General features: G+C 44.8%; 15 protein-coding genes. 5 read left to right on the top strand and 10 right to left on the bottom strand.

Annotated features, from left to right (window positions below):
• Nucleotides 1-175 precede the first annotated feature (175 nt).
• From WBJ53_RS32750 to WBJ53_RS32730, 5 genes are all read left to right on the top strand, one after another.
• On the top strand, nt 176-3,250 hold the full coding sequence (locus WBJ53_RS32750; protein ID WP_338877516.1) for a lantibiotic dehydratase: 3,075 nt from the start codon (nt 176-178) through the stop codon (nt 3,248-3,250).
• A 210-nt stretch (nt 3,251-3,460) separates the two neighbouring features.
• Nucleotides 3,461-3,946 carry a LytTR family DNA-binding domain-containing protein gene (locus WBJ53_RS32745; protein ID WP_338877515.1) on the top strand — a complete coding sequence of 162 codons (486 nt, stop codon included), beginning with the start codon at nt 3,461-3,463 and terminating at the stop codon, nt 3,944-3,946.
• A 196-nt stretch (nt 3,947-4,142) separates the two neighbouring features.
• Nucleotides 4,143-4,385: a hypothetical protein gene (locus tag WBJ53_RS32740; RefSeq protein WP_338877514.1), complete on the top strand. Its 243-nt coding sequence runs from the start codon at nt 4,143-4,145 to the stop codon at nt 4,383-4,385.
• 115 nt (nt 4,386-4,500) lie between these two features.
• A complete protein-coding gene (locus tag WBJ53_RS32735) occupies nt 4,501-4,971 on the top strand; it encodes a S24 family peptidase (RefSeq protein WP_338877513.1) in 471 nt (156 codons plus the stop codon).
• Nucleotides 4,968-5,237, top strand: a complete 270-nt coding sequence (locus WBJ53_RS32730; protein ID WP_338877512.1) for a hypothetical protein — start codon at nt 4,968-4,970, stop codon at nt 5,235-5,237. The genes WBJ53_RS32735 and WBJ53_RS32730 overlap by 4 nt, the downstream gene beginning before the upstream one ends.
• Here WBJ53_RS32730 and WBJ53_RS32725 read toward each other — a convergent pair.
• The 10 genes from WBJ53_RS32725 to WBJ53_RS32680 all read right to left on the bottom strand — a co-directional run bounded on the left by WBJ53_RS32725 (nt 5,160) and on the right by WBJ53_RS32680 (nt 12,938).
• Nucleotides 5,160-5,771: a recombinase family protein gene (locus WBJ53_RS32725; protein WP_338877511.1), complete on the bottom strand. Its 612-nt coding sequence runs from the start codon at nt 5,769-5,771 to the stop codon at nt 5,160-5,162. The two genes, WBJ53_RS32730 and WBJ53_RS32725, sit on opposite strands and share 78 nt — an antisense overlap.
• Nucleotides 5,772-5,961: 190 nt before the next feature.
• On the bottom strand, nt 5,962-6,243 hold the full coding sequence (locus tag WBJ53_RS32720; RefSeq protein ID WP_338877510.1) for a transposase: 282 nt from the start codon (nt 6,241-6,243) through the stop codon (nt 5,962-5,964).
• A gap of 92 nt (nt 6,244-6,335) precedes the next feature.
• Entirely contained in the window at nt 6,336-7,151 is an 816-nt protein-coding gene (locus WBJ53_RS32715) for a mechanosensitive ion channel family protein (protein ID WP_338877509.1), read from the bottom strand.
• A 324-nt stretch (nt 7,152-7,475) separates the two neighbouring features.
• Nucleotides 7,476-7,934: an SRPBCC family protein gene (locus WBJ53_RS32710; RefSeq protein WP_338877508.1), complete on the bottom strand. Its 459-nt coding sequence runs from the start codon at nt 7,932-7,934 to the stop codon at nt 7,476-7,478.
• 194 nt (nt 7,935-8,128) lie between these two features.
• A complete protein-coding gene (ygiD, locus tag WBJ53_RS32705) occupies nt 8,129-8,950 on the bottom strand; it encodes a 4,5-DOPA dioxygenase extradiol (protein WP_338877507.1) in 822 nt (273 codons plus the stop codon).
• A gap of 160 nt (nt 8,951-9,110) precedes the next feature.
• Nucleotides 9,111-9,482, bottom strand: a complete 372-nt coding sequence (locus tag WBJ53_RS32700; RefSeq protein WP_338877506.1) for a nuclear transport factor 2 family protein — start codon at nt 9,480-9,482, stop codon at nt 9,111-9,113.
• 121 nt (nt 9,483-9,603) lie between these two features.
• Nucleotides 9,604-10,182, bottom strand: a complete 579-nt coding sequence (locus tag WBJ53_RS32695; protein ID WP_338877505.1) for a Crp/Fnr family transcriptional regulator — start codon at nt 10,180-10,182, stop codon at nt 9,604-9,606.
• Between the two features lie 499 nt (nt 10,183-10,681).
• On the bottom strand, nt 10,682-11,140 hold the full coding sequence (locus WBJ53_RS32690) for a hypothetical protein (RefSeq protein ID WP_338877495.1): 459 nt from the start codon (nt 11,138-11,140) through the stop codon (nt 10,682-10,684).
• A 5-nt stretch (nt 11,141-11,145) separates the two neighbouring features.
• Nucleotides 11,146-12,147, bottom strand: a complete 1,002-nt coding sequence (locus WBJ53_RS32685) for an alpha/beta hydrolase (protein WP_338877504.1) — start codon at nt 12,145-12,147, stop codon at nt 11,146-11,148.
• Entirely contained in the window at nt 12,147-12,938 is a 792-nt protein-coding gene (locus WBJ53_RS32680; RefSeq protein WP_338877503.1) for a type 1 glutamine amidotransferase domain-containing protein, read from the bottom strand. Before WBJ53_RS32680 ends, WBJ53_RS32685 begins: the two co-directional genes overlap by 1 nt.
• Between the last annotated feature and the right edge of the window lie 2 nt (nt 12,939-12,940).

Here is a 12,940-nt window from a genome sequence, read left to right as displayed (position 1 = left end):
TAAACCCGCTCTTAAAAAAACAATCAAGTCACGCATGGAAGTCAAAACTTCCTCTTCTCAAGGCCGGACGGGATGCGGAGGTTCGGGAGGAACAATCGTTTCGACTATTTAGTGAAAAGTCTGTAAAACCCGGCAGTAGTGCGTTGAGCTGCGCTGCTGCCGGGTTTAGTTTTGTATGAGTGTAGCGTTTGATCACTTTTCTTTTTTTGCCCTTCGGCTACCGGTTCGTTCCATTAGTCAACTTATTGATCTCATCAATAAGAGTTTGCAGAACCCGACCTCCGAGCAGACTAATCTTTTGCTCAATTTACTTGATCAAAAGTGGGTTGCAGAAGCTATATTTTTAGCCTCGCCTGATCTCTACGAGACTTGGCAAACTTCACAGGACAAGGAGTTGGGAAAAGCCCTACAGAAAGCCTTGTGGCGTTATGTCCTTCGATCCTATGGCCGGTCTACTCCTTATGGCCTGTTCGCCGGAGTGGGTTTAGGCAAAATAGATCAATTCAATCGAATCGAGTTTGGTCAAAGTCCCTGGACCACCGTCAGTCGCCTGGATAGCCTCATTCCATTAACAGTCAGTGAAGCGTTGACCAAGGACGTTTCCATTCGCTCTTTACTTCAATACCGGCTAAATAATAGCCTATACAGAGTGGGCGATCAATACCGGTTTTCAGAACGAACGGGCAGTTTGCACGACCAAAAAATTGTTCTCTCTTCCCTACCCTCTACCCCAGATTTAGATGTACTGGTTAACTACCTCATCGAGCGTGGCTGGGCTACTTATAGTGAGCTAACGCTGCTGTATGGTATAACCAATCAACCGGAAGTTATTGAGTATATTAATCATCTGATTGACGATCAGTTTTTGATCAGCAATCTAACATTACCGGTCACGGGAGCGGGAATGACTAATTATTTATTAGATCGACTGGAGCAAATCCCCTCGGCCAGTACTCTTCAGCAACAGCTTATCCAGGCGAACCATAGCCTTTTAGATTCACCGATTAAACTCGCCAATTTGGAGCGGGTGCAATCGACATTTAAAGCGTTAGTCCAGAACCAATCCGTTGATCGCACTGATGCCCTAGTTCAAACAGATTTGTTTTTCGTTCCCACCCATTTAGAGTTGTCTTCTGCAACCCTGCGTCATATTACTACGCAGTTCAGTCGGCTCCTTCCCTTATTACAATACCCTACCGCGTCTCCCCTAAAAGAATTTGCCAGGCGATTTAAAGATCGTTTTGATCGTCAAGAGATTGATTTGTTAACGGCTCTTGATCCTGAGGTAGGCGTTGGCTTTGTGTCTGGCAACCTAACGGGTTTTTCTTTACTGAGCGATTTATTCAAAGACACTTCTTCTACCCATTCCCAACAGGTACATTTACAACCACTACGGGAGCGTCTATATAGCCGTTACGTCCTGGAAAATTTGGATGAAATTGAAATTACAGAAGCTGATTTATTGACACTTGAGACGAATAATCTTACTCATTTTCCGCCTTCCTGGTACTTGCATGGTGAATTATTTACTAACCATTTTGGAAGTGCTGCTAATGAACTTTCCGAAAATTGGCGATTCGTTCTTAATTCAACAATTTGCGGTTCCGCGGCTTACTTTTTGGGCCGGTTTTGCCAAGGTCATTCCGATTTATGCAGCGAGGTTCAGCAATTGTGCTCTTGGGAACAGGCGCAATATCCAGACGACCTACTGGCGGAGCTGGTTCACCTACCGACTTCTCCTCTCCGAGCGGGCAATGTCGTTGCGCGTCCTGTGCTCCGTAACGTAGAAATTCCGTACTTGACGTTAGCCGGTGTGTCCGACGAGCATACCATATTATTGTCGGATATTGTTGTCTCTGTAACCGACGATGAATCAGTAATACTTCGCCACAAACATAGTGGAAAGCGGATTCGACCCCGCCACAGCAACGCCCATAATTCCTGGTATGGGGACGAAGTATATCAGTTTTTAGCGGCCGTTCAATCGGCTGAAATGCCAACCTTAGCTTGGTCTTGGGGAAATTTTAATCAGTTGCCTTACCTACCGCGCCTTGTTTATAGGAACCTGATTGTTAGTCCTGCCCAGTGGGTTTTACGAAAGGAGTATTTACCTGCTGCTGTCACAGCCGATTTAATTCGGAAGCAGTACCGCTTGCCCAGGTACGTTTTTCTAATCGAGGGCGATAACAAGTTGTTGCTTGATCTCGATTTTGAGCCCACCCGCCAACTGTTGGTCGATGAGGTAAAAAAGCAGGAGCATATTTTATTAAAAGAATGGATAGGTGAGTTTTATCAACCCTGGATTAGCGACGGTATTAATCAGTATGTTTCAGAGCTGGTTATTCCGGTGAAAACCCTTTTAACTACGAACGATCCACTTAAACCTACGCTCAAACGACGGGCTACGACCAGACAAAGAATTATCCCCCCTGGCCAGGATTGGTTTTATACAAAGGTTTATTTAAACGAGACGTATGCGGATCAATTCTTGGTTTCTGTATTAATTCCATTTATTCGACAAGCCCGAAAGAAAGGCTGGGTAACAAATGTCTTCTTTATTCGCTATACAGACCCCAATTATCACCTGCGAATTCGGTGTCAAATCCTCCCGAACAAGTACGGACGCTTAGTTACTGCCTGGCAAAAAGCCCTGCAAAACGATATTCAAACGGGTTTTGTAGAACGATTTCAACTGGATACATACATCCGTGAACTTGAACGGTACCACCCAGAATTAATCGACGATTGCGAACACATTTTTGCGGCCGATAGCCAGTGTTTTCTTAATTGGTTGGAAATCAATACAGAGGCCTCTGAAGAAGACCGGTACCGACTAGCCTTGCAGTCTGTCGACACGCTGCTGACCGACTTTTCGTTGTCCATCAATCAAAAAGTTGACATCAGCCGGGCGCTTCAGAAACTATTTTTTTCCGAACATACAGCCGTTAAAGTACTTAAGCAGAAGCTAAATCGAAAGTACCGGGATTACTACCGCTCATTTTTCACGTATTCTACCCTGCCTACGGCATTACTCTCTGAACGTAGCCAAATTGTTCAGCCTTCGGTTAACAACATTCGGCAGTACTTTTCCCAGTTAGATCAGACATCTACTTATTATTCGCTGCTGGGGAGCCTAATCCATATGACACTCAACCGAATTTTTACAGCCCACCAACGAAAACACGAAGTCGTTATTTATCATTTTTTGGCCAGACATTATGAATCGTTACAAGCTCGTTTGGCAGACTGATTCATCAATAAATAGTAATCTCTGGCCTGGCTGCCCCCACCCCTTACTGAGTCAATAATGGCTACATCCCTTAAAAAGTCAAATTCACCCCCGCTAACCGCTCATTCGTCCCCTCGTCAACTATTGGTATCTATTCGCCAATCATTTTAAGAATTACGCTGATTCATTGCGAAACTTGATAAGTATTTCTTATTGCTTTATCGAACCGTTATGAATCCTTCAAGTAGCCCAAGCTCGCATCTCTCTAAATCGCCAATGGATGTATCCACCGGCGATTTACTGGTTGTTCAAAATCTTAAACGCCAATTGTCCGAAACGTTACAAATTTTGGGGCAATTACCTGCCAATGGTTCATTCATCGATGATGATTATTTTTATGTACAGACCGCCCGTCGGTTGCAAAAAGTGTACTTTCATGACATAATTTGGATTGAAAGTGAGCGTAATTACGTGACAATTTTCACAATTGCTGAAGTATTGACGGTTCACCGACCCATCTCTAAAGTAGAAGAGCAACTCCCCAAGAACTTATTTTCTCGGGTTCACAAATCCTTTATTGTTGCCAATCAAAGAGTTGACTTTGTTGAAAAGGATCAAATAGGATTGCGCCGGGCAGAAGGGACGATACGCATACCTTTGGGACCCCAGTTCAAAAAAACATTTATTAAATCATTGGATCACAACACTCTTAAGTGAAATTAACCACAAGTCAGGCCGAATGAAAAGCCTGACTTGTGGTTTAAAGGTAGATACCTATAGATGCGCCTGCCGGTCCTCAATCACAACTTAGTGCAGCATATTAACGGCGGGTTGGGTGAGTTGTCATCTAATAAATGTTGTCGAACTTTGGGCAATTCGGCGGAATAGTAAGTAGGAGCATAACTACTGCCATATGGAACGTCAAGACCCAGCTTTAGAACCACTGAAAATTCTAATTGAAGAACTTATTTACAATACATATATTACCCAACAGCCTGGTTTAGTTGAGCAGATAAACAAACTGATCAAAAAAGGGCATACTCCAACCGCCATAGAGCAGTATGTAAAAACCAAGATTTCCCCAAAAAGTCAGATTGCCGACCATGTGTATTTGATTGCCAGCTTTCTTTTACGGAAGCAACTGCCTCCCAACTAAAAAAGTGACTTTAATCGCTGCTGAAGCGAGCACAAGCAAACTACATCCATATAATATACTTGTATTATTTATAACAAATCCATAACATAGCACCCAAAATTATAGTTTGGGGAACATGAGAGCTGAAAACGGCGACAAAAAACATTTAGTTTTTCAAAAAGCAACAGTGGTCCGGCGTCTGCTCCTTCCCTTTTTCAGTTCGTATGTCCACGCCGGTACGTTTTCGCCCGCAACGGATCATATCGAAAAGGTGTGTGATTTAAACGATCTGGTCATTCGCAACAAGGACACAACCTACTTTGTAAGGGCCATTGGCGATTGCATGGTTGATGACGGCTTATGGGAAGGAGACATAATGATCGTAGACCGGTCAATAGAGCATTATGAAGGGCAAATTGTGGTTGTCTGGTTGGATGGCGAGTACATCGTTCGGCGTTACCATAAACCCGATGAATTGGTTGTCTTAATGCCAGCCAGTAAGTTCCATCAGCCAATTTACGTACAACCCAGCGATAACTTTAAATTGTTTGGTGTCGTTAGCTTTTGGCTAAAAAAGGCGCAAGTCAAGAAGATTTTTGAGCTATGAAATTGCTGGTCGATGTCAACGATATGTACGTAAACTGCCACCGGGCTTTCGATTACAGCCTGATCGGACAACCCGTCGTCGTTTTGTCGAACAACGATGGCAGTATTGTGGCCAGTTCCAAAGAGGCTAAGGCTCTTGGCCTAAATAGAGGTTTTCGTTACAATCGGACGGAAAATAGCGGTTTGGAGTTATCCCTTTTTCTTAGCCAGATAATTATACACCGTTCCGTAAGCGACTCCGGATCGGATACTGATCTGATTCAGTGACAATCCTGCTTTTTGCAGTTCCAGGATCTGGTGCAGCTTAGTGGCTTGTAGCTTGGGCCGGGATATTTGTTTGCCTTGTGCTTTTGCCCGAGCCATGCCAGCTTTGACCCGCTGACTAATGAGCGAACTCTCGAATTGGGCCAGCGAAGCCATCACATGGAAGATTAACTCACCCGTAGGCGTGGTGGTGTCAATATTTTCCTGGTAGGAGATGAAGTCGACGTTCAGGTTCTGGAACTCCTTGAGCGCATTCACCAGAGCCTGGGTAGAACGGGCAAAGCGATCGTAGCGCCAAACCAGCACCACATCAATCTTTCGTTTACGGGCAGCCTCGACCATCAGCCGATAGTGTCGGCGCTCTTGGCTGATACCCGAAGCTTGATCAATGTACTCCCCGGCAATGAGGAATCCCCGGTGATGGGCATACTCTCTTAGTGGCCGAAGTTGAGTATCCGGATCCTGCCCCTTATCCAACGTCGACACGCGGGCGTATAGAGCTACCCGTTTAGGCTGATCCGTTGATTTAGCTGACATGATAAGTTATCAAAAAGGAAATCCTTTGTGATAAGATAAACTACCCCCTCTAAATGAACAGATTGGCCATTTTTGTGGCTACTTTTTGGATACCCTTTTTGATAACAGAGTGATTGTCAACGCTCGGCCAGCTACTAACTATAAAACCCGTTTCTTAGCGTGTAAAAATGCCCCGTTGGAAGAAGAACCCCTAGCCCAGAAAATACAACATATCCAACCGCATGGCGCAATGCTCGACCAGTTTTCTGTCGGAAGTAATATTCTCCAGGCAACCGATGAGCATGAACTTAAAGAATATAACTGGATCAATTGAAGGGTTTCCTGTCTGGCCATAGAGCTGTTTAGTGACCTCATAGATGAAGGTCAGGTCGAGCGCCTCCTTTAATCGGCGGTAGAAATTATGTTCAGGGACGCGGCTGGACAGCTGAAAACAAGTGATTCGCTTTTCGGTATAATCTTTTCGGCCTTGCATACCTCAAGATACAGAAAAGACTACTTACAATTCCTAAATGGAGTTGTGCAACAGCCACGTCGGTTTATTTCTAGGACAAGACAATCAATTGCTTACCCCGGAAGCGGGCCCACGTAGCTGTGCGATACAGGCACCGGTCCGCGCAAGTCGTGCTGCGCGAACGCCAGCTGCAGCGCCTCGGTGAGGCGATCCTGCGCCGGCACGCTGCGCCCGGCAATGGTATAGGCCCGGAACGACACCGCTAGGCTGCCCGGCCGCAGCGCCGTAACTACCACCTGCGGGGCTGGCACGGGCAGCACATCGGCATCGGCGGCCAGAAGCGGCCCGGCCCAGGCGCGCAGGGCAGCCAGGTCGGTGGGACTTTCGAGCTCGGTGGCGATGTCGACCAACGAGCGGTTTTGGACCGTTTTATTTACGATGACGTTGTTCGATGTGGCCCCATTGGGCAGAATCACGGCGTCGCCCTGCGGGGTAACGAGGATGGTGTTGAAAATCAGAATTTCGACCACTTCCCCGCTTTTGCCCTGGGCCTCAATGGTGTCGCCCACCACGTAAGGCTTGAGCATCAGAATAAGTACCCCGCCAGCGAAATTGGCCAGCGTGCCCTGCAAAGCCAGACCCACTGCCAGCCCCGCCGCCCCCAGCACGGCCACGAACGAAGTAGTTTCAAACCCCACTATGCCGGCTACCGAAACCAGCAGCAATACCTTGAGCACGATGTTGACCAGACTGCGCAGAAACGAGCTCAGCGAAACATCGAGGTGGGCCGTGGTCCAGCCCAGCAGTTGGCTGGCGCGGCCAATCAGCCACCAGCCAATTAGCAGGGCCGGGACCGCAATCAGCACGCGTGGCAGGTAAAGCACAGCTAGAGTCTGCAGCTGCTGGGCAAAGGTGGTTAGCTGGTTCATCGGGGAATAGAAAAAGGGGTCGTAAAATAGTAGGAACGGAAAACAACGGTAGGGCGAGTTGGTCGACCAGGTTTAGGTTCACCTGAATTCCTGGTGGGCGGGGCATCTCGGAAAACGACCGTTTCTACGTAACCCCAACTTTCGGTGCGAAGACTTAATAAGTTGCTAGGAAAATGTTTTATTCGTTGGTCTCACAAAACTACGATCGCGTATCTTCGCCGCCTCGACTTTATAAGACAAAAGCCCTTGAAGGTCGGTTACGCCCACATTATGCCAAACACTTGTCAGCTACTGCCCTTTTTTATTTTCTGTGCAGTGTCTCTTTTACGAATTAGAAACTTCCACATATTTTTGGAATTCGTCAAAACTTTCGGGTAATCTTTTCTTGAAGTTATTTACAATCACACTTTTCAAAATTAACCCCAAACTTTTAGGTTCAAAAGAAACGGTTTGCGTAATCTCTGTCTGTCCACTTTTGTCTTCTACCTTGTAAGTATGATGAAACTCACCAATATTAAAGAAGTTAAACATTTTTATTTTTGAAAAATGCGTAAACTCCTTAGTTGGTTGCACATTTTGAAAAGTAACACTTGCTTTTCCCGAACCTTTAAAATTTCCTGGCATCACGGAGCCATCCTTTATTTCGCCTTTGGGCTCAATTGTTGCCTCTAAATAAAGTGTGTTCCATTTTACTTGCTTAGCTGGGTCTATCAGGCTTTGATAGGCATTTTCAATAGTAGTTTTTACGACTCTGTTACCTGAAATAATTATTGCTTTGCTCATTTTTTATATAAATTTTTTTGAGCGGAGGGGATGAGAGAATAAGGCGCTTAGAGCCTATAGCCTATCCGAATAGGCAAAATATAAGAATTTCCTGCTGAACACAGTGAAGCATCACTACCGCTTCACTAGGGCCACAACATGCGGGGTAGACATGCTTCGACAAGCGCAACATGACCGCTTATTTGGATAGCATCTTACCCAAATTTGACGGATGTCATGGTCAGCGAGCCGGCCACGACTTTGTCGTTGAACATCAGGGGCGCTTCGTTTTTCTCTTGCAGCGCTAGGGCGTAGAGCAGCGGGAAGTAATGGTCTATCGACGGCACAGCGAGCGTGGCGGCTGGCCCCAGGCTTTTGTACTGAATTAGCGCCTGGTGGTCGCCGACCAGGATGTTGCGCTTGAAAATGTCGTTCATCTCCAGGGCCCAGTCGTGACCGTAGGCACCGTTGGCGTGGCCGTCCGGGGGCAGGACCAACAGGCGCAGGTTGTGCACCATGTTGCCCGAGCCGATGACGAGCACGCCTTTTTTGCGCAGCCCGGCCAGCTGCTTGCCCAGGTCGTAGTGCCACGCGGCGGGCCGGGTATAGTCTAGGCTCAGCTGCAGCACGGGGATGGTGGCCTGCGGGTACATCTGCCGGACGACGCTCCAGGTGCCGTGGTCGAGGCCCACGGGCGCGGGGGCCAGGGCGGCCTGAAGCTCGTGGGCCAGCTCGGGCGCTCCGGGGGCCGGGTACTCCACGTCGAACAACGCTCGTGGAAAGCCCCCGAAGTCGTGGATGGTGCGGGGGCGGTTCATGGCCGTGACGAAGGTACCGCGCGTGAGCCAGTGCGCCGAGACGCACAGCACGGCTTTCGGGGCCGGAATCTCTTGGCCCAGGCGGCGCCAGCGCTCGGAGAACTCGTTGTCCTCGATGGCATTCATCGGCGAGCCGTGCCCGATGAAGAGGACGGGCATCTGTATGTCCTGCTCGGGCAGGCTATCGGCTAGGGTTTTTAGAGCAGGAAGGGTCAGCATGGCAGCGGTAAGGGATGGTTTTTGTAGAAAATTCGGCGAGCGCAGTCCAGTCGACAGAGTCGGCTTTCGGGCTTGATTCAGGCCAGGCAGGAGGGGCTTACCGCTTGGAAGCCCGTTGCCGTCGGCAACGGGCTTCCAAGCGGCTCACAGGCCCGGCAGGCTATGCTATCGGGAACATAGCCGTTTTGGCGGCCGTCTGCTCAAGGGGCACTTCTTCCTGCATCACGTCCCAGTGTTCCACCAGCTTGCCGTCTTTCACCTTAAAATAATCGGCGGCCAGCATGGGCTTAGCGGCCCAACCGGTGTAACGGCCGTGAATGACCACAAAGTCACCGTCTTCCAGCACCAGGCCCGGCTCATACTTGAAGTCGGACCCTAAGCCGGCGATGATGCTTCTTATCGCTTCGTGCCCGCTGGCAATGTGGGGATTGTGCTGGATGTACTCAGTGCCCCAGTACTTCTCGATGGCCGATAGGTCGCGGTTGGCGAACAGGGCCGTCATGGCGGTTTTTACTAGTTCTTTGTTGCTCATGGCGCTTGGGTTATAGTGGTCGTGAGGTGAATGACCGTGCAAAGGTCAGTGCTTCGTTACCCTCAACTGATTCGCCTATGCTAAGAAATCTCGTTCGCCTATGCAAACAAATAAACCCAAGCTATTTTTTAGTCCTGATTCTACTGAGGGAAGAAGGTAAAACACCCAAATAAGAAGCGATCAAATACTGAGGAACGCGTTGTAGCAAGTCCGCACTTTCATCGCTGATTCTACTATACTTGGTTTCAGTATCCTGTGAATAAGCATCAGACAGACGAATCAAGGTAGTAATGTAGGCCGACTGAAAACTTAAGCGAAAAAAGGTTTCCATGCCTGGAAAGTCCAGGCATATCGCATCAAAATCGTTTTTACTTAAGCTGTAAAGCGTGGAATCTTCTAATGCCTGGACGGAAAATAAGGTCCTCGAACCCGAAAAGAAGCTGCATAAATCCGAAACCCAGTAATCTTCTTTAGCAAATTGAATTACCTGAATGTCGCCATCTTGCAGTACTTTGTACAAATACAGCAATCCCTTTTCAACAAAAAACAATCGATCATTATACTCGCCTTCCTGAATAAGGGTGCTCTTTTTTTTTACGGTTAATGGCTTGAAATAAGTTGCTAGGTCTTGAAAGTCTTCTAGACTGATAGGGACTTTGGAATTTATATTGCTATATAGTTTGTCGAGCTCTCCCATCATGAAAGAAATAGCCGTTTAAGTAGACAACAAAGTTAACTGTGAATTTCGTAAACTTCGTTGTAAGTCTGTAAGGCAATACGGGACCACCCTGCGATTCTCCCGGTCTGCCAGCGCGGCCGGGACGCGGTCAAAATGAAAACAGCGTATTTAACAGGCACTTTTAGACTAATGGCCTCCAGGTTGAAGCGGGATAATTTATTTCCTGAGTAGTTTATTGAAACTATATTTTCCTTGCCTATCGATGGGTTGCCAGACCAAGGCCGTGCCTTGCCGGATGGCATCAACCAGGGCTTCGATTTCACTTTGCTTAGTAAACAAGCTCACCGAATAGCAGTTTTTGAATGCTGTTGCGTTGATTATTCCTGGTCTAATGGTAATGGCGGTAGCCTTCCTGACGCTCTTTTTTTGTTTATGGAGCTTGACTAGGCTAGACCACTTGCTTTTTTAGAACCAATACATGTATTGATAAAATTGACGTGCTTATAAAAGGGTTAAATAATCAAGCGTTATTCATTTCAATGTACTGTTGAAATTCATCAAAACTTTCTGGTAATCTTTTTTTAAAACTATTTACAATTACACTTTTCAATAACAGGCCAAAACTTTTAGGTACGAAAGAAACGGTTTGTGTAACTTCCGTTTGGCCGTTTTTATCAACTACATTGTAAGTGTGGTGGAACTCACCTAAATTAAGTAAGTTAAACATTTTCATTTTTGAATAATGCGTAAACTCTTTATTGGGTTGGACATTTTGAAATATAACCGTTGCTTTACCTGACCCTTTAAAATTACCTGTCATTACAGAGTTATTTTTGATCTCGCCTTTTGGGTTTAGTGTTGCTTCTAAATAAAGTGAATTCCATTTTACTTGCTCGGCTGGATCTATTAATTTTTGATAAGCATTTTTGGTCGATGTGTTTACTACTCTGCTGTCGGAAAGAATTATTGCGCTGCTCATTTTTTTTATTTGATGTTTTGATTAAACCAATCTGAAATTTCATTTACTGATTGTCCAATAATAATTGGGTCGTCATAAAATTGAAAGTGAACGGTATTGTCAATCCAAACCGATTTTTTGTTTTGTGTTGGAATTGAAATAAAAATTTGTTTGGCAAACTCATAACCACCATCACTCATTTCTCCGTGAATAACCAAAGTAGGTTTAAATATTTTTTTTGAAGTGGCTAACGCATCAAAATTCAATGTTTCAAATTCGCTCATTGCTGTCACTTTGTTTTGCCAACCACCACGATATGTAAAATATGGTGCTTTATTTTCCCAAGGATGATACCACCCATAAATCGGCAAAGGTGGCAAGAGTTGTTCTGTGCCTATACTATCAACTATTTTTATATAATCTGCTTTGCCTGTGTTTTTAAATTTTTCTTTAGCTATTACTGCTCTTTGCAAATGATTATTCCAAATACTTTCATTACCTAAAAGATTAATCATATTTTCTTTTATTAAATAATTGCCCGAAACCAACGCCACAGCTTTTACTCGTTTGTCATCAATACTTACTTGCATCATTTCATTGGCACCGTTGCAGACACCAACAATAAAAATTTTGCCAGCATCAACATCACTTCTTGAAAGCAAATAATCAATAGCCGATTTCACATCCTCTTCTTTATTTTTTAAACTTTCAAATTGTCTCGGTTTTCCTTCACTTTCGCCATAATTCCTTGCATCAAAACATAAAGCTACAAAACCCTTTTCGCCTAATCTTGTAGCATATTGAATTGGCGATTGCTCTTTTACAGAACATATTGGTCCCAAAATAACTACTGCTGGTTTCTTCTCATTACTTTTATAATTGCACAAAAGTCCAGCTACATTTTGGTTGTTACTTTTAAATTTTACTTTCTCGGTTATATAATTATTTGCCATTTTATTTTTTACTTTATTACAAGAAACGGCAATCGTTGCACACACAACAATTACCGTAAAAACAAATTTTTTCATTATTTTTTAGTTAAGAATTTAACCACCAGTTCTGCTGTTTCTTTTCCGCTACTTCCTTGTTGTCCACTTATTAAATTTCCGTCTGCTACGGCAAATGATTTATAAGGCGATGAACCTGTAACATATTTCGTATTCATTTTTTTGGCTTCGTCTTCTATCCTAAATGGTTGCATTTTTTTTCCTGCATTTTTGTCTACAATATCCTCTTCTGAGTTACAAAATCCAGTCCATTTTTTACCTTCGGCTAATAATTTTCCATTGCTCAATTTTGTTTTTAATAAAATACAAGAACCGTGGCAAATAGTGGCTGATGCTTTTCCTTCTTCGTAAAACTGGACAAAGAATTGATGTAATTTTTCATTGTTGTAAAAAGTTTGCATCGGCCCCAAACCACCTACGACAAATATTCCATCAAAATTTTCGGCTTTTACCTCCTCTAATTTAACAGTATTTTCCATTAAGGCAACGGTTTTAGAATGGTGTTTGAATCCCGTGCTTACCAAATCCAACTCTCTTACGTTTGGACTTTCGGGGTCGCTCCATCCATCAAAAATAATTTTTCCGCCATCAGGTGATGCGATTGTAATGTCATAACCTGCTTCTTTAAAGGTTTGATACGGTTGTGCTAATTCGGATAACCAAAAACCAATTGGATACCCTGTTGTTTCTGATTTTACTTGGTTTGAAACTACAAGTACGATTTTCATCGTTTTAGATTTTTTTGTTTGAGCATTTGATAAATTGAACATTGCAAAAAATGCAAGTGCTGTGATTAAAATTGATTTTTTCATTT

Origin of the sequence: Spirosoma sp. SC4-14, assembly GCF_037201965.1 — a bacterium.
Classification (GTDB): Bacteria; Bacteroidota; Bacteroidia; order Cytophagales; family Spirosomataceae; genus Spirosoma.
Note: the sequence above shows the minus strand (reverse complement) of the source record. Positions and strands in the feature narration are given on the sequence as shown.